At 61.4% G+C, this 18822-nt stretch carries 19 protein-coding genes; 8 read left to right on the forward strand and 11 right to left on the reverse strand.

Annotated features, from left to right (window positions below):
* Positions 1-6 precede the first annotated feature (6 nt).
* Both hppD and AA0Z93_RS19870 read right to left on the reverse strand, forming a co-directional pair.
* Complete coding sequence (hppD, locus tag AA0Z93_RS19865; RefSeq protein ID WP_413047277.1) at positions 7-1083, reverse strand: 4-hydroxyphenylpyruvate dioxygenase; 1077 nt, start codon at positions 1081-1083, stop codon at positions 7-9.
* Complete coding sequence (locus AA0Z93_RS19870; protein ID WP_413047276.1) at positions 1076-1222, reverse strand: hypothetical protein; 147 nt, start codon at positions 1220-1222, stop codon at positions 1076-1078. Before AA0Z93_RS19870 ends, hppD begins: the two co-directional genes overlap by 8 nt.
* A gap of 163 nt (positions 1223-1385) precedes the next feature.
* Between AA0Z93_RS19870 and AA0Z93_RS19875 the strand changes: the two genes are divergently transcribed.
* Together AA0Z93_RS19875 and rarD are read left to right on the forward strand one after the other, a co-directional pair.
* Positions 1386-2972: an EAL domain-containing protein gene (locus AA0Z93_RS19875; protein WP_413047275.1), complete on the forward strand. Its 1587-nt coding sequence runs from the start codon at positions 1386-1388 to the stop codon at positions 2970-2972.
* A gap of 30 nt (positions 2973-3002) precedes the next feature.
* A complete protein-coding gene (gene rarD, locus AA0Z93_RS19880) occupies positions 3003-3887 on the forward strand; it encodes an EamA family transporter RarD (RefSeq protein ID WP_413047274.1) in 885 nt (294 codons plus the stop codon).
* Here rarD and AA0Z93_RS19885 read toward each other — a convergent pair.
* The 6 genes from AA0Z93_RS19885 to AA0Z93_RS19910 form a co-directional block, all read right to left on the reverse strand.
* A complete protein-coding gene (locus AA0Z93_RS19885; RefSeq protein WP_413047273.1) occupies positions 3853-5421 on the reverse strand; it encodes a TerC family protein in 1569 nt (522 codons plus the stop codon). The two genes, rarD and AA0Z93_RS19885, sit on opposite strands and share 35 nt — an antisense overlap.
* Positions 5422-5682: 261 nt before the next feature.
* Positions 5683-6060: a response regulator gene (locus tag AA0Z93_RS19890; protein WP_413047272.1), complete on the reverse strand. Its 378-nt coding sequence runs from the start codon at positions 6058-6060 to the stop codon at positions 5683-5685.
* A 44-nt stretch (positions 6061-6104) separates the two neighbouring features.
* On the reverse strand, positions 6105-7331 hold the full coding sequence (locus tag AA0Z93_RS19895) for an ATP-binding protein (protein ID WP_413047271.1): 1227 nt from the start codon (positions 7329-7331) through the stop codon (positions 6105-6107).
* Complete coding sequence (locus AA0Z93_RS19900; protein ID WP_413047270.1) at positions 7325-7900, reverse strand: chemotaxis protein CheB; 576 nt, start codon at positions 7898-7900, stop codon at positions 7325-7327. The genes AA0Z93_RS19895 and AA0Z93_RS19900 overlap by 7 nt, the downstream gene beginning before the upstream one ends.
* Positions 7897-8718 (reverse strand): CheR family methyltransferase, encoded by an 822-nt coding sequence (locus AA0Z93_RS19905; protein ID WP_413047269.1) that lies wholly within the window; start codon positions 8716-8718, stop codon positions 7897-7899. Before AA0Z93_RS19905 ends, AA0Z93_RS19900 begins: the two co-directional genes overlap by 4 nt.
* Positions 8715-12188 (reverse strand): response regulator, encoded by a 3474-nt coding sequence (locus AA0Z93_RS19910; RefSeq protein WP_413047268.1) that lies wholly within the window; start codon positions 12186-12188, stop codon positions 8715-8717. Before AA0Z93_RS19910 ends, AA0Z93_RS19905 begins: the two co-directional genes overlap by 4 nt.
* A 255-nt stretch (positions 12189-12443) precedes the next feature.
* On the opposite strand from AA0Z93_RS19910, the gene AA0Z93_RS19915 reads away from it, so the two are divergent.
* The gene (locus AA0Z93_RS19915; protein WP_413047267.1) at positions 12444-12797 is read left to right on the forward strand and encodes a response regulator; all 354 of its coding nucleotides are present in this window, start codon (positions 12444-12446) and stop codon (positions 12795-12797) included.
* 6 nt (positions 12798-12803) lie between these two features.
* Here AA0Z93_RS19915 and cobF read toward each other — a convergent pair whose 3' ends face one another.
* Complete coding sequence (gene cobF / locus AA0Z93_RS19920) at positions 12804-13553, reverse strand: precorrin-6A synthase (deacetylating) (RefSeq protein WP_413047266.1); 750 nt, start codon at positions 13551-13553, stop codon at positions 12804-12806.
* Positions 13554-13837: 284 nt separating this feature from the next.
* On the opposite strand from cobF, the gene AA0Z93_RS19925 reads away from it, so the two are divergent.
* The 3 genes from AA0Z93_RS19925 (at position 13838) to AA0Z93_RS19935 (ending at position 15297) form a co-directional block, all read left to right on the forward strand.
* Entirely contained in the window at positions 13838-14200 is a 363-nt protein-coding gene (locus AA0Z93_RS19925) for a histone-like nucleoid-structuring protein, MvaT/MvaU family (protein WP_413047265.1), read from the forward strand.
* A 225-nt stretch (positions 14201-14425) separates the two neighbouring features.
* On the forward strand, positions 14426-14947 hold the full coding sequence (gloA, locus tag AA0Z93_RS19930) for a lactoylglutathione lyase (RefSeq protein ID WP_413047264.1): 522 nt from the start codon (positions 14426-14428) through the stop codon (positions 14945-14947).
* 101 nt (positions 14948-15048) lie between these two features.
* A complete protein-coding gene (locus AA0Z93_RS19935) occupies positions 15049-15297 on the forward strand; it encodes a hypothetical protein (protein WP_413047263.1) in 249 nt (82 codons plus the stop codon).
* Positions 15298-15352: 55 nt separating this feature from the next.
* Here AA0Z93_RS19935 and AA0Z93_RS19940 read toward each other — a convergent pair whose 3' ends face one another.
* Positions 15353-16180, reverse strand: coding sequence for a shikimate 5-dehydrogenase (locus tag AA0Z93_RS19940; protein ID WP_413047262.1), 828 nt, complete (start codon positions 16178-16180; stop codon positions 15353-15355).
* Positions 16181-16355: 175 nt separating this feature from the next.
* On the opposite strand from AA0Z93_RS19940, the gene AA0Z93_RS19945 reads away from it, so the two are divergent.
* Together AA0Z93_RS19945 and pbpG are read left to right on the forward strand one after the other, a co-directional pair.
* A complete protein-coding gene (locus AA0Z93_RS19945) occupies positions 16356-16748 on the forward strand; it encodes a hypothetical protein (protein ID WP_413047261.1) in 393 nt (130 codons plus the stop codon).
* Between the two features lie 407 nt (positions 16749-17155).
* A complete protein-coding gene (gene pbpG / locus AA0Z93_RS19950) occupies positions 17156-18085 on the forward strand; it encodes a D-alanyl-D-alanine endopeptidase (RefSeq protein WP_413047260.1) in 930 nt (309 codons plus the stop codon).
* Positions 18086-18151: 66 nt separating this feature from the next.
* Here the strand turns inward: pbpG and AA0Z93_RS19955 are convergent, their stop codons facing one another.
* Positions 18152-18808 carry a CoA transferase subunit B gene (locus tag AA0Z93_RS19955; protein WP_413047259.1) on the reverse strand — a complete coding sequence of 219 codons (657 nt, stop codon included), beginning with the start codon at positions 18806-18808 and terminating at the stop codon, positions 18152-18154.
* Positions 18809-18822: the final 14 nt, after the last annotated feature.

Consider the following 18822-nt stretch of genomic DNA (forward strand, 5'->3'; position numbering starts at 1 on the left):
TTGCCTTCACTCGGTTTGAAGCACGCCGCGCAGCACTTGATCGCGCTCGATCGATTCGAACAGCGCCTTGAAGTTGCCTTCGCCGAAGCCGTCATCGCCCTTGCGCTGAATGAACTCGAAGAAAACGGGGCCCAGCAGGGTCCCGGAGAAAATCTGCAGCAATAGCCGCCGATCGCCCTGCTCGGACGCGCCGTCCAGAAGAATCCCACGTGCCTGCAGCGCGTCTACCGGCTCACCATGGTTGGGCAGCCGTTCCTCGAGCATTTCGTAATAGGTTTGCGGCGGCGGCGTCATGAACACCATGCCCAGGCCTTTGAGCGCATCCCAGGTCTTGATCAGATCGTCGGTCAGGAAAGCCACGTGCTGGATACCCTCCCCGTTGAACTGCATGAGGAATTCTTCGATCTGCCCGGCACCCTTGGAGGACTCTTCGTTGAGCGGAATGCGGATCATGCCGTCAGGCGCGGTCATGGCTTTGGAGGTCAGCCCGGTGTACTCGCCCTTGATGTCGAAATAGCGAATCTCGCGGAAATTGAACAGCTTCTCGTAGAACCCTGCCCAGTACGCCATACGCCCGCGGTAGACGTTATGGGTCAAGTGGTCGATGATCTTCAGGCCCGCGCCTTGCGGGTGGCGGTCCACGCCTTCGAGGAAGGTGAAGTCGATGTCGTAGATGGAGCTGCCTTCTTCGTAACGGTCGATCAGGTACAACGGCGCGCCGCCAATCCCCTTGATCGCCGGCAAACGCAGTTCCATCGGACCGGTTTCAATCTCGACGGGTTGCGCACCCAGCTCCAGGGCCCGGGCATAGGCCTGATGGGCATTGCGTACGCGAAACGCCATGCCGCATACGGAAGGGCCGTGCTCGGCGGCAAAATACGACGCCACGCTTTTGGGTTCGTTGTTGAGAATCAGATTGATGTCGCCCTGACGATACAGGTGTACCGCCTTGGAGCGGTGGGTAGCGACATGGGTGAAGCCTAGCGCCTTGAACACCGGCTCGAGCACGCCCGGTGTGGGGGCGGCGAGCTCGATGAACTCGAAGCCCATAAGGCCCATGGGGTTGTCGAAGAGGTCAGTCATGGAATTGTCCTTTGTCAACGAAAAAATCAGCGGTCGATGTAACCTTGTTTTTTCGTTGAGCAGGCGGCGAGCACGGCACGCCACGCACGCTGCGGGCGAGGAAGTCACCGATGATCAGCTTGAATCCATAACGCGCCATACCTATTCGGCCTCGACGGATTGCCTTCCGGCGGAAGGCTTATTATTTTATTCGTAAATCGATTCTACAGAGCGTAATAGCGTTTGTCGCCAGCTCATTGTTGCCTCTGGCCGACAAGCGGCTATCCTGTGGCAAAACTTCCCATGCAACAAGGTTAGACTCAATGCCCTTAACGGCTCGCCGCCCCACTCACTGGAGTTGGCGCTCCCTTCTGCCTTGGGCTCTGGTGATACTACCGCTGCTGATCGGCACGCCTGTGTTGCGGTGGCAGGCAGAGCGCGAATTGGAGGCGCAAAGCCATAGCGCAGCCCTTCAGGTATTGCAGCAGGCCGAACGCATCCTCGACCATCTGTCCACTACTGCCCATACCCTGCTGCCCCTGGCCGGCCAGCCCTGCGAACGGGCCAGTCTGGCCCTGCGTGCCGAAGTCACGCGTAACGCTTTCGTGCGCTCTACCGTACTGTTCGACCGAGAGCGGGTGTACTGCACATCGCTGCTGGGCGGTTACGACGAAGCGGTCGATGTCGACGACTACACCGAAGGTACCCTCTGGTTGATGGATGGCAACTCCGTCACCCCCGGTCATCCGCTGATGATCTATCGCTTGGGCGAAGCCCGCCGCGGCGTCCTGGTGACGGTCGATGGCGAACACCTGCTGACCTTCTTGCGCCTTTATGGCGAGCACCTGGCGCTACAGATCCGCGTGGGCGAGCACTGGTTGGGCGCCGACGGCCAAGTGCACACCGGCTTGCCGCCTGCGCCCGCACATGCCCCGACGCAACTGGCTTCGACGCGTTACCCGATCAGTACGCAGGCAGGCTTCAGGAAAGATCTGTCCTCAGCCTTCATGCTCGGCCATTACCCTGCGCTGTTCGCCTCGCTGCTGGGCATCGGTCTGCTCGCCGGTAGCGCATGCCGCTGGCAGATACGCCGGGCCTCCTCGTCTCGCGCCGAGCTGGAACGCGCGCTGCAAGCCGACGAATTCATTCCCTATCTGCAACCGGTGGTGCGTAGCGGCGACTATCGCTGGGCCGGGGTCGAAGTCCTGATGCGTTGGCAGCATCCGCGCGAGGGTTTGGTGCGCCCGGACCTGTTCATCCCCTACGCCGAGCACAGTGGGCAGATCGTGGCTATGACACGTGCGCTGATGGAGCGCACTGCACGCAGCCTGGCACCGTTCGCCGCGCTGCTCGACGACGGGTTCCACATCGCTTTCAACATCACCGCCGATCACTGCCGTGACCTGGCCTTGCTCGACGATTGCGCCCACTTCCTCGCCCAGTTCCCGCCGGGTCGCGTCGCCCTGACGCTGGAACTCACCGAGCGCAGACTGATCGAGCCCAATGCGGCCACCCTCGAACTGTTCGACAAACTGCACGGCATGGGCGTGATGATCGCGCTCGACGATTTCGGCACCGGCCAGTCCAGCCTCAATTACTTGCACCAGTTCAACATCGATTATCTGAAGATCGACCGCAGTTTCGTCGCCATGATCGGCGGCGAGGCGCTGTCGCTGCACATCCTCGACAGCATCATCGAGCTGTGCGAGAAGCTAGGCCTGGGCATCGTCGCCGAAGGGGTGGAGACGCCCGAACAACGCGATTACCTGGCCCGCCACGAAGTCGAATACCAACAAGGCTATCTGTTCGCCAAACCCATGCCTGTGGCCGACTTCCTCACTGCCCTGGCCGCACGGCCAGGGTCGCTGGCCTTGTCCGCCAGGACGTCGCCTGAGATCATTCGCGATTGACCGCAGGTTCATCTCAGGAAAGAGGCAATCGTGTCCAGGGGCATCCTAACTTCGGTATTGGCGTCGTGTCTGTTCGCCGTCATGTACTTCTACACCTCACTGCTCGCGCCATTGGACGGCGAGGAAATCTTCGGTTGGCGGACCTTGCTGACCCTGCCCTGCCTGACGCTGTTCATGCTGGCAACCAAGGACTGGCAGCGGGTCGGTGAGCTGCTGGGGCGTGTGCGCCGTACTCCCGCCCTGCTACTGGGCATGCTCGGCACCTCCTGGCTCATGGGCATCCAGTTGTGGTTGTTCCTCTGGGCGCCACTGCACGGCCGCAGCCTGGAAGTGTCGATGGGCTACTTCCTGCTGCCTTTAGCGATGGTCGCTACGGGGCGTCTGGTATACGGCGAAAGACTGTCTCGCCTGCAATGTATAGCGGTGGGATGCGCGGCCCTGGGTGTGGGCCACGAGTTGTTGCAGCATGGCAGTTTCGCTTGGGAAACCCTGGTGGTCATGTGCGGCTATCCGGTCTATTTCGTGCTGCGCAAGCGCTGCCGCACCGAGCACTTGGGCGGCCTGTGGTGCGACATGTTCCTGCTCCTGCCCTGGGCGGTGTACTTCGTGGTCCAGGGCCCGCTGTCGCCAGCCGGTCTGGCCGAACATGCCAGGCTCTACCTGTTGATTCCACTGCTCGGTGCGATCAGCGCAGGTGCACTGATCGCCTATGTCATGGCCAGCCGCTCGTTGCCGTTCACCCTGTTCGGCCTGCTCAGCTATGTCGAGCCCGTACTGCTGGTGGGCGTAGCGCTGCTGCTGGGCGAGACCATCGGCCCCGACCAGTGGCTGACCTACCTACCGATCTGGGCAGCAGTCTTGGTCTTGGTGCTGGAAGGTCTCAAGCACCTGGCTCGGCAGCGTCGTCGCGGCTGAGGCGCACTTGGCGCACGCGCCGCTCCTCGACCGCCACCACGGTCAACGTCCAGCCGTTGCAGCGCAAACGGTCGCCGATCACTGGCAAGCGGTCGAGCAGGCTCATCACCAGGCCTGCGAGGGTTTGATAGTCCTCGGTGGCGCGTGCGGCGAAGCCGGTACGCGCCTGCACCTGGCTTAGGTTGAGGGCGCCACTGGCAATGAAACCCCGGCCCTCTTCGACGATCTCCGGCCCACCGATCTCGCTGGCATCGGGTAGTTCGCCGGCGATCGATTCGAGGATGTCGGTCATGGTCAACAATCCGGTGAAGTCGCCGAACTCGTTGATCACGAAGGCGATGTGCGTCGATTGCGCGCGCATCTGCTCCAGCGCGTTGAGAATACTGAAGCTTTCCAACAGGTTCAGCGGCACCTGCACCATGCTTTCCAAGTCGGGCTGGCTGCCGGATAGAAGCGCCTTGAGCAGTTCCTTCTTGTGCACATACCCCAGCGGCTCTTCGATATGCCCGGCGCGGATCACCGGCAGACGCGAATAAGGCGAATGGGCCAGGTTCAGCGCGTTGGCCTGGGCGTCGAGCGCCAGGTCGATGGCATCGACCTCCGCGCGCGCGGTCATCACCGTGCGGATCGGCCGCTCGGCCAGGTTCAGCACGCCGCTGATCATCACTCGCTCGCGGCGATCGAACAGCACCTGGGTTTCGCCATCCTCGACCAGGTCGGCGATGTCTTCGCCCACTTCGGCGCTGCTGACGCGACGCCCGCCGAGCAAGCGCAGTACCGCGTGAGCGGTACGTTCACGCAGCGGCAACTGTCCTTGCACGCTGCGCTTGCGCCGTGCAGTGGCCAGTTGGTTGAACAGCTCGATCAGCAGCGAGAAACCGATGGCAGCGTACAGATAACCTTTGGGAATGTGGAAACCCAGGCCTTCGGCGGTCAGGCTGAAGCCGATCATCATCAGGAAACCCAGGCACAGCATGATCACGGTGGGATGGGCATTGACGAAGCGGGTCAGCGGCTTGCTGGCGATGATCATGATGCCGATGGAGAAGATCACCGCGATCATCATCACCGACAAGTGCTCGACCATACCCACCGCAGTGATCACCGCGTCCAGCGAGAACACCGCATCGAGCACCACGATCTGCGCCACGATGGGCCAGAAAGCGGCGTGGCGCAGCGGTCCCTTGTTCTGTGGAGCATGCCCTTCCAAGCGCTCGTGCAACTCCATGGTGGCCTTGAACAACAGGAACACACCACCGAACAGCATGATCAGGTCGCGCCCGGAGAAGCTCTTGCCGAACACCTCGAACAGCGGCGCGGTCAGGGTCACCATCCACGAGATGCTCGCCAGCAGGCCCAGGCGCATGACCAGCGCCAGGGTCAGACCGATGATCCGTGCACGGTCGCGCTGATGAGGCGGCAGTTTGTCGGCGAGGATGGCGATGAACACGAGGTTGTCGATACCGAGCACCAGCTCGAGCACGATCAACGTCAGCAGGCCCAGCCATGCCGTGGGGTCAGCTAGCCATTCCATCAGCGGATACTCACGGCAGGGTCAAAAGAGGCGATCAGGCAGGAGGGTCGTGGCGACCCGAAGCAGGGAGGCTCGGTAAAAGCGCTCATAAGAACCTTGGAAGAAATTGCGGAAGATGATCCTACAATCCAATCGGACAAATCTCACAGCAAGAAACTATTACAAACTGTAGCCAAACTTTCCCTGGATGCACTTGCGCAACGTACTCTCGACACGCGGCCCGCATCCACGCAGGGTAACGGGCTGCCCAGGCACATCCCCTTAGCGCAACAGATCTTTGATCTCTTCATGCAGCGTGTTCAGATCGAACGGCTTGGCCAGAATCGGCGCCTTGCGCGCGATGGAGCTGCCCGATTCGACGATCTCTGCCGGATAGCCGCTGATGAAGATCACCTTCAGATCGGGCCGCAATTTCACCGCAGGCTCGGCGATCTCCACACCAGATACTCCACCCGGCAGACGGAAGTCGGTGACCATGAGATCAAGGTGAGGCTTTGTGGCCAGTATCGCAAAGGCCTCCTGGCTGTCGGCGGCGACCAGGACGTGGTAGCCCATGTGCGACAGATACTCGCTCAAGACCATTCGGATCGCCGGTTCGTCCTCGACCAACAGCACTACATCTTGTGCATCTTCACTCATAAAAAAGCCTTCGAATTCAACAAGTCGCCCCTATGACCTCACGCTCAGACAGAGGTTGCCTGCGCGTGGTCGCTTTGTGCCGCCACTGCAGGTAGCGGCAGGTATACGCTGAACGTGGAGCCTTTACCTTCTTCACTGTGCACTTCGATACGTCCGCCATGGGCCAGTACGATTTGTTCGGAGATATACAAACCCAACCCCAGACCACTGCGCGCATGCTGCGCTGCCACGCGCTCGAACTGCTGGAAAATACGCTTCTGGTTCGGCTCACTGATACCGATGCCTTGGTCCTGCACCTGCACGCAGACCATTTCGCCCTCTTGGTGCATGCGCACATGGACGGTCTTGCGATCACCGTAGCGCAGGGCGTTGGACAACAGGTTGACCAGCACTTGCTCTACCCGGAACTCGTCCCAGTTGCCACACATGGGCCGACAGGGGCTCAGCTCGATGCGCGTTTGCAGCGCTTCTGCCTGAGCGTCGAAACGTTCGACCAGATTGAGCAGCAAAGCGCTCAAATCGAATGGTTTGGGTTTGATCGACAGCTTGCCGGTACGAATCCGCGACACGTCCAGCATGTCTTCGACCAATCGGATCAGGCTATTGATCTGCCGTTCGTCGCGCTCGACCATCGACTGCAGTTTTTCCGGGCTGAAGGCCGCCAGGTTGCCGCGCGCCAGGTTCATCTTGCGCAGCTGGGTTTCGAGAATCAGGCCATTGAGTGGCGTACGCACTTCATGGGACACGATCGACATGAAGTCGTCGCGCATGCGAACCGCATGCTGCAATTCGGTCTGCGTGGCCTGCAACTGATTGAGCAGCAGGGCCTGCTCCTGCCGCCCACGCTCCAGGGCCTCGAGCTGACGATCGAGCACTTCGCGCTGACGGAACAGATCGACGAACACCGAGACTTTGCTCTTCACCGCCAGGGTGTCGAGGGGCTTGTGCAGGAAATCCACCGCGCCGCTTTCGTAGCCTTTGAAGGCGTAGTCCAAGTCGCGGCCCGCGGCGCTGACGAACACAATGGGGATGTGCTTGGTCTTTTCCATGCCGCGCATCAGCTCGGCCAGTTCGAACCCGTTCATACCAGGCATCTGCACATCGAGGATGGCCAAGGCGAAATCGTGTTCGAGCAGCAGCGACAGTGCCTGATCGGCCGACAGCGCCTGATGCACTTCGCGGTCTGCGCCCTGGATCAGGGCCTCCAGCGCCAACAGGTTTTCCGGCAGGTCATCGACGATCAACAGTTTCGCGGTGATGTGGCTTAGCATGCGCTGGTTTCCAGGGTGGCGAGCAACTGCCCGATACCGCTCAGAGAAAGAATGTGGTCGGGCGTGTGCGATGCCAGTGCCGCCTGCGGCATCAGCCCCACCTGTGCGTCATGGGGGTCCTGGACGATGGTCCGGCCGCCCTGTTGTTTGATTCTGGCCAGTCCCTGGGCACCGTCATGATTGGCCCCGGTCAGGACGATGCCGAGCAGGTCGCTGCCATAGGCATCGGCGGCGGACTCGAACAACAGATCGATGGACGGACGCGAATAATGCACCGGGTCCTCCTGGCTCAGGGAAAGGCTCAGGTCCTGCTCGACCGATAAATGATATCCAGGGCCTGCGACGTAGATCATGCCATCGACAATACGTTCCTTATCGCAGGCCTCGCGCACAGGCCGCGCCAGTCGGCGCTGCAGCACCGAGGCCAAATGGCTGGGCCGGTCGGGCGGCAGGTGCAGCACGCAGAGAATCGGTATGCCGAAGGCAAGGGGCAACTGCCCGAGCACCTCGAACAAGGCGGCCACCCCTCCTGCCGAGGCACCGATGACGATGGCACGTGGCACGATCATGATTTGCGAAAGATCCGCTCGGGGCGCACCAGCGCCTCGAAGCGATCGGCATAGGCGGAAAAGTCGATCGACTCTTTGCTGCCCAGTACCAGGAAACCGCGGTGGCACAGCGACTCGTGAAAGAGACCGAAGGCGCGATCCTGCAGCGTTTTGTTGAAGTAGATCATCACGTTGCGGCAAGACACCAGTTGGGTTTCGGAAAACACGCTGTCGGTAGCCAGGCTGTGGTCGGCGAAGGTCACGTTTTCCCGCAAGCTGCTATCCATGATCGCGTTGCCGTAGGCTGCCGTGTAGTACTCGGAAAAGTCCCGACGCCCGCCGGCCTGGCGGTAGTTGTGCTCGTAGGCCTGAATGCTCTGCAACGAATAGATGCCTTGCTTGGCGCGTTCCAGCGAATACGGATTGATGTCGGTGGCGTACAGGATGCTGCGCTCGAGCAAGCCCTCCTCGCGCAGCAGGATGGCCATGGAGTACACCTCCTCGCCCGTACTGCACCCGGCGATCCACAGCTTGATCGACGGCCAGGTGCGCAGCAGCGGCACCACTTCGTTGCGCAGCGCGAGGAAGTGGCTAGGGTCGCGGAACATTTCGCTCACCGGAATCGTCAGGTACTGCAACAATTCCATGAACATGCCGGGGTCGTGCAGCACCCGCTCCTGCAGCGCCGACACCGTACGGCAGTCGAACTGGCGCACGGCGTGAAGGATCCGGCGCTTGATCGAAGCGCCGGAGTAGTCGCGAAAGTCATAGCTGTATTTGAGGTAGATCGCCTCGATCAGCAGCCTGATCTCGATGTCGGTGTCACGGTCGATAGTCAAATGCGCTCCAATTGCGGCAGCCACACGCGAATCAGCGAGAACAGGCGATCGAGGTCGATGGGCTTGGCCAGGTAGTCGTTGGCGCCGGCTTGCAGGCAACGGTGCTGGTCGTCCTTCATGGCCTTGGCGGTCACGGCGATGATCGGCAGCTTGCGCCAGCGCGGTTGCTGACGGATCAGGCGCGTCGCTTCGTAGCCGTCCATCTCCGGCATCATCACGTCCATCAGCACCAGATCGACATCCTGATGCTCTTCGAGGCGCTCGATGGCCTCGCGGCCGTTGCGCCCGATCAACACCACGGCGCCCTTCTGCTCGAGCGCACTGGTCAGGGCGAAGATGTTGCGTACGTCGTCGTCGACCAACAGGATGCGCCGGCCTTCGAACACTCGGTCGCGGCTGCGCGCGGTCTGCAGCATGCGCTGGCGATCGTGGGACAACTGCGACTCGACCTTGTGCAGGAACAGCGTCACTTCGTCGAGCAGCCGCTCGGGCGAGCGTGCGCCTTTGATGATGATCGAACGCGAATATTTGAGCAGTTCGGCCTCTTCTTCACGGGTCAGGTTGCGCCCGGTGTAGACGATCACCGGCGGGAAGGCGCAGATGTCTTCCAAGGTCATGCGCTTGAGCAGCTCGCCGCCCAGCATGTCAGGCAGTTTGAGGTCGATGATCATGCAGTCGTAGACGTTTTCACGCAGCAAATCCAGAGCCTCTTGGGCCATGCCCACGGCAGTGATCTCGATGTCTTCGTCGCCGATCAGCCGAGCGATGCTTTCGCGTTGCAGGTCGTCGTCCTCGACCAGCAAGATGCGCTTGAGTTTTTGCGTGAGCTTGGCCTCCAGACGCCCGAAGACCTCCTTGAGCTCGTCACGGGTGGCGGGCTTGACCGCATAGCCGATGGCGCCCATGTGCAAGGCCGCTTCGACGCGGTCTTCCACGGAGATCACGTGCACCGGAATGTGTCGGGTTTCGGCGCGTTCCTTCAAGCGTTGCAGTACGGTCAGACCGGAGTGGTCGGGCAGGCGCATGTCCAGCAGCACGGCGTCGGGAAGGTAACGGGCGGCGAGTTCGAAGCCTTCGTCGGCACCTTGGGCGTGCAGGCAGTTGTAGCCCAGCTCGTGGGCCAGGTCGTAAAGGATGTGGGCGAAATTCGGTTCGTCTTCGATGACCAGGATGCAGCGATTGGCGAACGGTGCCAGCTCGCGATCGTCGGCGAAGGCCGGCGCCGGCGCAAGGCTCGGCCGGGCGATCGGCGTGTCGGGTGCCGGGGCGGCCGGCAGACGGTCGAGCACCGGGCGCAGGATGGGGGTGTCGTCCACCAGTTCCTCGGCCTCATAACGCTCGGGCAGCACCAGGCTGAACAGGCTGCCCTGCCCCGGCTGGCTCTGCACGGTGATTTCCCCGCCCAGCAACTGGGCCAGGTCGCTGGAAATGGACAGGCCAAGGCCGGTGCCGCCATAGCGGCGGTTGCTGGTGCCGTCGACTTGATGGAACGCGCCGAAGATCGCCTGCTGCTGGTCGTGCGGGATGCCGATACCGCTGTCCTGGACCGCGAAGACGATACCCCGCGCCGGATCATGGCTGACGGTCAGGCTGACCTTGCCCTGTTCGGTGAACTTGATGGCATTGGACAGCAGATTCTTGAGGATCTGCTCCAGGCGCTGGCGATCGGTGTACAGGGTGGCCGGCACCTGGCCTTGCAGATGCACCTCCAGGGCCAGGCCCTTGTCATTGGCCAAGGGCAGGAACATGCCGCGCAGGCCGTCGACCAGCCGCTCCAGCGGCGTGGTCTGCGGGCGTACTTCGAGCTTGCCGGCCTCGACCTTGGCGATGTCGAGAATGTCGTTGATCAGGTTCAGCAGATCGTTGCCGGCCGAGTAGATGGAATCGGCGAACTTGACCTGCTCGGGGGTAAGGTTGCCGCTGGCGTTCTCGCCCAGCAGCTTGGCCAGGATCAGCGAGCTGTTGAGCGGCGTGCGCAGTTCGTGGGACATGTTGGCCAGGAACTCGGACTTGTACTGGCTTGAGCGTTGCAGGTCGTCGGCGCGCGCCTGCAACTCCTGTTGCGCAGTATTGAGCTCGCTGTTCTTGCGGTCCAGCGCATCGGTGCGCTCGGCCAGTTGCTCGTTGGTCTGCTCCAGCTCCGCTTGCTGGGTCTCCAGGTAGGCCTGGGACTCCTTGAGCACACGCGATTGTTCTTCCAACTCCTCGTTGGCGGTCTTCAACTCTTCCTGCTGCACTTGCAGCTCTTCGTTGAGTTGCTGGGTCTCGGCCAGTACTTCTTGCAAGCGCTGGCGGTAGCGCGCGCTCTCGATGGACGTGCCAAGGCTGCCGGCCAGGCGTTCGAGCAGTTCTTCGTCGCGTGGTTGCAGCGGGCGCAGGAAGCCCAGCTCGATCACGCCGTTGGCTTCACCGTCGTGGCTGGCCGGGACCAGCATGGCGCTGCGCGGCAAGCCGCTGCCAAGCCCGGAGCTGAGTTTGTGGAAACCTTCGGGCAGGTCGTCCAGGCGGATGACCTTGCCCTCACGCACCGACTGCCCCAACAGACCGTCATGGGCCTGCAGCCGCTGTTCGCGCGCCTGTTGTTCGACATCCAGGCCATAGCTGGCCACGCGGATCAGTTGCCCATGCTCGTCCCGCGCATAGACTGCGCCCACCACACTGCCCAGGTAGCTGGCGAAGAAGCGCAGGATGCTGTCGCCGAGCTTGGGCAAGGTCAATTGGCCGAGCACTTCACCGGCGAGCTGCGTCTGGCCGTTGCGCAGCCAGGCTTGATGCTCCAGACGTTCCGTGGCGCGTTGCTGCGCCCAGAGGTTCTCGTCATAGCTGGCCGAGAGCGCCAGCAGATCACGTCGGCCCAGGTAGGCCAGCAAGGCGGTGAGGCCCACGATCAGCACGATGAAGGCACTGATGATAAGTGTGGTGACGTCGCTGACCGTTTCGGTGCGCGAAGCACGAAGTTGCTGTTCGTTGTCGATGAAGGTGGCGTATTCCTTGCGCATCTGGTCGGTGATGCGTTTGCCGCGGCCATTGCCGATGGCCTCGCGGTAGCCCTCGCCCTTGCGACGCTGCTCGATCATCTCGGCGCCGAAGTCGTTCCAGGCATGCTGCAGGGCTTTGAGCCGTTGTATGCGGTCGACCTGTTGCGGGTTGTCGCTGACCAGATCGCGCAGTGCGTCGAGGCTGCCGAATATCTGCGGCTTGGCGACTTCGTAGGGATCGAGGAAACGCTCGTCGCCGGTGATGAGAAAACCGCGCATGCCGGTTTCCATGTCGATGGACAGTTTGACGGTTTCGTTGGCGTTGCCGATGACATGATCGGTGTGCTCGACCCACTTCATGGCCGACAACAGGTAACTGACCACCACGACGAACGCCACGGCGCTCAGCAGCCCGACGCCCAAGGGCAGGCCCACGTTGCGGCTGAGCAGTTTGCGGAAACTGCGTTGGTCCATCGAAGCTGCTTGAATCATCAGTTAACGCCCGAACGAAGGAAGTCTGTTGAACGGTGGGGGCAGACGCCGTGCCGATTCTGTCGGCGCCCGCTGTTGCCCTGCGGCAAAAAGGCGCCATTCTACAGCGCTTCGCGCGCGAGGGCAGGCATTTAGCCAGTCTTTGATGGGTGGGGTCATCGAAACGTTCCATCGGCGCGCCCGCGCGCGTATCCTGCGGAACTTCTCATTGCCATCAGGCACTGAGTAGACACACCTTCAGAACAGGATCGATTCATGCAATTACTGGTTGTCGAAGACGACGAAATCGTTCGTATGCTGACGCTCGAAGTGCTCGAAGAACTCGGCTATACCACGCTGGAAGCTGCGGATGCTGGAGAAGCGTTGCGTATTCTCGAGGATTCGGATCAACCATTGGATCTCTTGATGACCGATGTGGGCCTACCAGACATGACGGGGCAGGACCTAGCGATGAAAGCGCGGACGATGCGCCCGCTGCTGCCCGTGCTGTTCGCCAGTGGTTATGCAGAGAGCCTGGTCGTCCCTGAGGGCATGCACATGATCGGAAAACCATTCAGCATCGAAAAACTGCGCGACAAGATCCAATCGATGCTGACCAACGATCAATAATTCTCCTCACGGTGTTCGCCGCAACAAGTACGTGTCCATGATCCAGCCCTTGCGGGCACGTGCCTCCTTCCGCGCTCGCGCGATCCGCTTCTTCACGTCTTGCAACGGGCCTGAGATCAGTATTTCGTCCTCGCTGCCCAGATAGGCGCCCCAGTAGATATATAGGCCTTCGGCGGCAATGTGATCGAATGCATTCCGGCCGTCGAGCATGACCAGCACATTATCGATGCCGGCAAGTTCGCTCAGTCGCCGGCCGGGCACTATCGTCAACGATCCACCCGTATCACTGAGCGGCACTGCGTGACGTGCGGCCAACGCCTGGGCGCTGCTGATGCCGGGAATCACCCGCAGGGCAATTTCGACGCCGAACTGCCTGACCAGGTCGAGCATGCGCAAAGTACTGTCGTACAGACCGGGCTCGCCCCATAACAAAAACGCTCCAACTTCGCCTGCAGCCAGTTCGTATTCGATCAAGCGGGCATACAGAGCCGCACGCTGTTCATGCCAGGCCTGTACTGCCCCCTTGTAATCGCTGGCCTGGGCATCGCGCTGTACGTCGTCGATCTGCACCATGCGGTAACTGCCAGGCTGCGCATGACGCTCGATCAACTGCCGGCGCACCTCGATCAGCTCGCGCCTGACCTCGCCTTTGTCGATCAGAAAGAACACATCGGCCTGCTGCAGTGCTTCGATCGCTTCGAGCGTGATTTGCCGAGGATCGCCCGGGCCGATGCCGATCAAGAGAAGCTGCTTCATCCGTTGACCGCCTTACCGAAGATCGAACACTGCCTGGCCGGGTACGCGCGGCGAGGCCCATGACAACAGAAAAGTTCACTTTGAAGTTGCAACTTGCGGCACGAACTGTTCACTCTTTATCCCCCACTAGTTACAGCATTTTTCATCGAAGTTTGGGTTTACCGAGTTCGTACCGACAACTACACTGGCTTGCATCGGACAGCTTCTCGCGCCTGAAGTGTTAGCTGGCCAGCGCCTGTTCCTAGTCTCAAATCCGGCCCCGTTGTTCTCAAGGAGTAGTGTCCATGTCCAGACTCGCCGAATTCCGCGCTGCGGAAAAAGCCCTGCAAGACCAGATCGCCCAGTTGGAATCGATGAAGAAAGATGCCGGGCTCAAGCGCGAAATCGAGTTCGAGCAAAAGCTGCTGGTTTTGATGAAAGACTATAACAAGGGCTTGCGCGAAATCGTCGCCATCCTTGATCCGAAAACCCCGAGCAAGGCGCCTGCACCGACCAGCAAGCAGCACCGCCGCCCCCGTGTGACCAAGGTCTACGAGAACCCGCACAATGGCGAACTGATTGAAACCAAGGGCGGCAACCATCGCGGTTTGAAAGCGTGGAAAGAGCAATACGGTAGTGACACGGTGGAAACTTGGCTGCGCGCATGAAACTTGAACGAACCGTTCACAGATTTTTCACAGCGACCGCGGCATTATCGAACCAGCTAACGGACTAGCGACCCCATCACGCGCCCGCACACGCGGGCCTCTAATTCCAACGCCTCGCACCTCGTGCGGGGCGTTTTCATTTGTGGGTTCGCATTTCTTCCGTATCATGCACGCCTGTTCGTTTCGCTGGAGCCCCAGGCCCGGCTTTATTCATCTGGAGACCCCATGAGCCTGAACGATCTGCAAAACCTCCCAGGCATCACCGCCCAACCCGATGCCGCCACCAGCAACTTCGTGTTCAACCACACCATGCTGCGGGTCAAGGACATCGAGAAGTCCCTGGACTTCTACACCCGCGTCCTGGGTTTCACCCTGGTCGACAAGCGTGATTTCGCCGAAGCGGGTTTCAGCCTGTACTTCCTGGCCCTGACCGACAAGAGCGTGATCCCGGCGGATGACGACGCACGCCACCAATGGATGAAGTCGATTCCAGGCGTGCTGGAACTGACCCATAACCATGGCACCGAGCACGATGCCGACTTCGCCTACCACGACGGCAACAGCGACCCTCGCGGTTTCGGTCACATCTGCATTTCCGTCCCGGACGTCACCAGCGCCTGCGCGCGCTTCGAAAAACTGGAAGTGCCGTTCCAGAAGCGCTTGAGCGATGGTCGTATGCACCACCTGGCCTTCATCAAGGACCCGGACGGCTATTGGGTCGAAATCATTCAGCCAGCACCGATGTAATCCCTGCCGGCGCCTGCACGTTCGTCGGGCGCCGTCTTCGCTTGGCCTGGCTGTGGTATAGCAAATGAGTACCCATTGCGAACCACAGCGAGGTAAAGACCATGCATACCCTGCATTGTGAATACCGCGAGCACACCATCACCGCCAGCGTGATGGCCCATCCCGATTCCCCCCTGCCCTATGCCGCCGGATGCCTGATCACGGCACCTGATGGGCACGTCAGCAGGCGCCTGTCACTGCCCGTCGAGATGAAGTTCATGGCCGACCTCGAACATGCCCAGCATGCGGCGCTGGCCCATGGTCGTTGGTTGGTGGACCAACAGCTCGATCGACATGCCCAGCGTTTCTGAAACGTTGCGCGGGCGCCTGCGCTCGATAAGCCTCGGTCGATAAAACGTGCGCCCATCAGCCCTCGCGGGCGAACGCCACTGCCTCATCGACCTGGGCAGGCGTGGGCCGGATTCCGGTATACAGCACGAACTGCTCGAGCGCCTGCAAGGCGATGACATCGACGCCGGTAATCACCGACTTGCCCTGCTCGATCGCCCGCGCGACCAATGGCGTGCGTTCGGGCCGGGCGACGACGTCGAATATCCATTGCGCCTCGGCGATGGTCGCTTCATCGAAGGCCAGTTGATCGACCTCCGCACCGCCGAGCATGCCGATGGGTGTGACGTTGATCAGCAGCGGCAGCGGCTCCAGGCCCTGCACGTCAGGTACCCAACGGTAGCCGCAGGTGTCCGCCAGCTTGCGGCCGGCCGCCTCGTTGCGCGCCACGATGGTACCGTCGACGAAACCGCTGTCGCGCAGCGCACAGGCGACGGCCTTGGCCATGCCGCCACTGCCGCGCAACGCGAAGGCCGTCGTCGGATCGACCCGGCGCTGCTCGAGCAGTTGGCGCACAGCGAGGTAATCGGTGTTATAGGCCGTAAGCCGTCCGGCGTCGTTGACCAGTGTGTTGATCGAGTCGATGGCGGCGGCAGAAGGATCGATGGCGTCGACCAAGGCCATGCAGGCTTCCTTGAACGGCATCGACACACCACAGCCACGAATGCCCAGGGCGCGGATGCCTGCAACAGCGGCGGGTAGATCCTGGGTGGTCATGGCCTTGTAGTAGTAATTCAGGCCCAGCTGCCGATACAGGTGGTTGTGAAAGCGCACCCCGAAGGTGCCGGGCCGTCCGGCCAGGGAAATGCACAGGACGGTCGCGGCGTTGGGTGTGATGGGCGTCATTTGAGCTCCTCGTGATGGAATCGACTTGGGCGACGTAAGGGTTATACCCCATAAGGCCGCAGACACACCGCTCGTCCGACCTTACACAACCTTTACGCTGCCGGACGCTGCAATGATCCGAAACAGCGGTCATAGTGCTACGCCCCTGAATCTGGGGTGTTTCGGAGGATTCGTTATGAAGCGTCACCTGCCAGTGATCGCGTTGCTGATCGGGGCCTTGGCCGTGAGTGGCCCGGCCGCTGCCCATGGCTGGCGTGGAGCGGGGCCGATCCTGGGTGCGGCCGTCGTAGGTGCGGTGGTCGGCGCTGCCGTGTCGGGGGGCCAGGACCGCACAGTCTATGTCGACCGCGAACCGACCTACTACGCGCCGCAGCCGGTGTATGTACAGGCACCGCCGCCCGTCTACGTGGAAAGGCCGCCGGTGTACGTGCAAGCGCCGCCCCCGGTCTATTATCAGCAGCCCTACGTAGTGCAGCGCTACGTCCCGGCACCGCCGCCGCCGCCCCACTACCGCCGCTACTATGGCCCGCCACCGGGGTACTACGGCCCGCCACCGCCGCGTTGGTAAGGCCCGCCGAACACGTACCGTTTTCCCAGTATTCATAGCTGTTTCCAGCGTAACGATGTTTATTCAGGCGACTAGGGCTGCTTTGCAGCCCATCGCGGCTGAAGCCGCTCCTACAAAAGATGCGTTTCCAGTTGCAGCGGCCGGTTCGGCGCTCCGATCAGCTGCGATGGGCTGCGGAGCAGCCCTAGCGAACCCTACCCGTCTCAACTAATTATCACTGCGCTTCCAGCGGGCTCTTCATGCGCCTGCTCAGCCTCCAGCCGACGAACGGATGAAGTTTTTGTCATAAGGCCTGGTGGCTTTGACAAGCAATCGACAGCGTCTGGCCCATACTCCACAATGCGCCGGTTTTCGAGAGGGAAATCCTTTCGTAGCCAATGACATACCCACCATTAGTGAGCCTCGACGTGAAAACTTCCCTGTCCATCTTCAGCCTGATGTTGTCGCTCACAGGACCCGCGATGCTTCCCCCTGCCGCCGCTGCCGCGCAAGCCCCGGCCCAGGTACAGCGTGACCCGGCCAAGCTTCACCTGGCCTCCGGCAGTGCCTTGCTGATCGACCTGAATACGCGCAAGGAACTCTATTCGAGCAATGCAGAACGTGTGTTGCCGATCGCCTCGGTCACCAAGTTGATGACCGCCATGGTCGTGCTCGACGCCAAGTTGCCGATGGACGAAATGCTGACCATGACCATCGCCAACAACCCCGACATGAAGGGCATTTACTCGCGTGTTCGCCTGGGCAGCGAGCTGAACCGCCGCGAGACCCTGCTGATCACCTTGATGTCGTCGGAAAACCGCGCCGCCACCAGCCTCGCCAACCACTACCCCGGCGGCTACGGCGCATTCATCAAAGCCATGAACGCCAAAGCGCGCAGCCTGGGCATGAGCCATACCCGCTATGTCGAGCCGACCGGGCTGTCTACGCAGAACGTTTCTACCGCACGCGACCTGGCCAAGCTGCTCATGGCTTCGCGCAGCTACCCCCTGCTCAGCCAGTTGTCGACCACCCGCGAAAAGACCGTGGCGTTCCGCAAGCCCAATTACACTTTGGGCTTTCGCAACACCGACCACTTGGTCAACAAGAGCAATTGGGAAATCGGCCTGACCAAGACTGGCTTCACCAACGAGGCCGGGCACTGCCTGGTGTTGCTGACCAAGATGGACAACCGCCCGGTGGCGATGGTGATTCTCGACGCCTTCGGCAAATACACCCACTTCGCCGATGCCAGCCGCATGCGCCAGTGGCTGGAAACCGGCGCCACCAAGCCCGCGCCGGCCGTGGCCTTGCAGTACAAGGCCGAGCGCCATGCGCGGACTCGCCTGGCGGCCGAGTGATGGGGGACGCGCCCGCCGTCGCGTACGGCGGGCAAACGCAATGCCGGCTGTCGGCCTCTCACTGAGTCAGAACGTCATTTCCTTCACATCGGGCGCCACGATCAGCTTGCCAGCCGTCTTGTCGACGATTTTCTGCACGCTGACCCCCGGCGCCGTTTCTCGCAGGATGAACGCGCCGTCCTCGATTTCCAGATAGGCCAGGTCGGTCAGTACCTTGCGGATGCAACCGGCGCCGGTCAGCGGCAGGCTGCAGCGTTCCAGCAGCTTGGATTCGCCGTCTTTTGAAGCATGGGTCATGGTAACGATGATGTTCTCCGCGCCGGCCACCAGGTCCATGGCGCCGCCCATGCCCTTGACCAGCTTGCCCGGAATCATCCAGGAGGCAATGTTGCCTTGCACGTCCACCTCGAAGGCACCCAGCACGGTGAGGTCCACATGCCCGCCGCGGATCATCGCGAAGGATTGCGCCGAATCGAAGATCGACGCACCGCGGCGGGCAGTGACGGTCTGCTTGCCGGCGTTGATCATGTCGGGATCGAGCTGACTTTCATCAGGAAATTCGCCCATGCCGAGCAGGCCGTTTTCCGATTGCAGCATCACATCCATGTCTGCCGGCACGTAGTTGGCCACCAACGTGGGGATGCCGATGCCGAGGTTGACGTAGTAGCCGTCTTGCAGTTCGCGGGCAACGCGTTGCGCCATTTGTTCGCGGGTCAGGGCCATGGTCGGGTTCTCTT

The sequence above is a fragment of the Pseudomonas phoenicis genome, from assembly GCF_047302395.1.
Lineage (GTDB): Bacteria > Pseudomonadota > Gammaproteobacteria > Pseudomonadales > Pseudomonadaceae > Aquipseudomonas.

What these genes read in the sequence shown, in the direction of transcription:
- hppD (WP_413047277.1), bottom strand. Translation starts at nt 1,083, where the DNA reads ATGACTGACCTCTTCGACAACCCCATGGGCCTTATGGGCTTCGAGTTC.
- AA0Z93_RS19870 (WP_413047276.1), bottom strand. Translation starts at nt 1,222, where the DNA reads ATGGCGCGTTATGGATTCAAGCTGATCATCGGTGACTTCCTCGCCCGC.
- AA0Z93_RS19875 (WP_413047275.1), top strand. Translation starts at nt 1,386, where the DNA reads ATGCCCTTAACGGCTCGCCGCCCCACTCACTGGAGTTGGCGCTCCCTT.
- AA0Z93_RS19885 (WP_413047273.1), bottom strand. Translation starts at nt 5,421, where the DNA reads ATGGAATGGCTAGCTGACCCCACGGCATGGCTGGGCCTGCTGACGTTG.
- AA0Z93_RS19890 (WP_413047272.1), bottom strand. Translation starts at nt 6,060, where the DNA reads ATGAGTGAAGATGCACAAGATGTAGTGCTGTTGGTCGAGGACGAACCG.
- AA0Z93_RS19895 (WP_413047271.1), bottom strand. Translation starts at nt 7,331, where the DNA reads ATGCTAAGCCACATCACCGCGAAACTGTTGATCGTCGATGACCTGCCG.
- AA0Z93_RS19900 (WP_413047270.1), bottom strand. Translation starts at nt 7,900, where the DNA reads ATGATCGTGCCACGTGCCATCGTCATCGGTGCCTCGGCAGGAGGGGTG.
- AA0Z93_RS19910 (WP_413047268.1), bottom strand. Translation starts at nt 12,188, where the DNA reads ATGATTCAAGCAGCTTCGATGGACCAACGCAGTTTCCGCAAACTGCTC.
- AA0Z93_RS19915 (WP_413047267.1), top strand. Translation starts at nt 12,444, where the DNA reads ATGCAATTACTGGTTGTCGAAGACGACGAAATCGTTCGTATGCTGACG.
- cobF (WP_413047266.1), bottom strand. Translation starts at nt 13,553, where the DNA reads ATGAAGCAGCTTCTCTTGATCGGCATCGGCCCGGGCGATCCTCGGCAA.
- AA0Z93_RS19925 (WP_413047265.1), top strand. Translation starts at nt 13,838, where the DNA reads ATGTCCAGACTCGCCGAATTCCGCGCTGCGGAAAAAGCCCTGCAAGAC.
- gloA (WP_413047264.1), top strand. Translation starts at nt 14,426, where the DNA reads ATGAGCCTGAACGATCTGCAAAACCTCCCAGGCATCACCGCCCAACCC.
- AA0Z93_RS19935 (WP_413047263.1), top strand. Translation starts at nt 15,049, where the DNA reads ATGCATACCCTGCATTGTGAATACCGCGAGCACACCATCACCGCCAGC.
- AA0Z93_RS19940 (WP_413047262.1), bottom strand. Translation starts at nt 16,180, where the DNA reads ATGACGCCCATCACACCCAACGCCGCGACCGTCCTGTGCATTTCCCTG.
- AA0Z93_RS19945 (WP_413047261.1), top strand. Translation starts at nt 16,356, where the DNA reads ATGAAGCGTCACCTGCCAGTGATCGCGTTGCTGATCGGGGCCTTGGCC.
- AA0Z93_RS19955 (WP_413047259.1), bottom strand. Translation starts at nt 18,808, where the DNA reads ATGGCCCTGACCCGCGAACAAATGGCGCAACGCGTTGCCCGCGAACTG.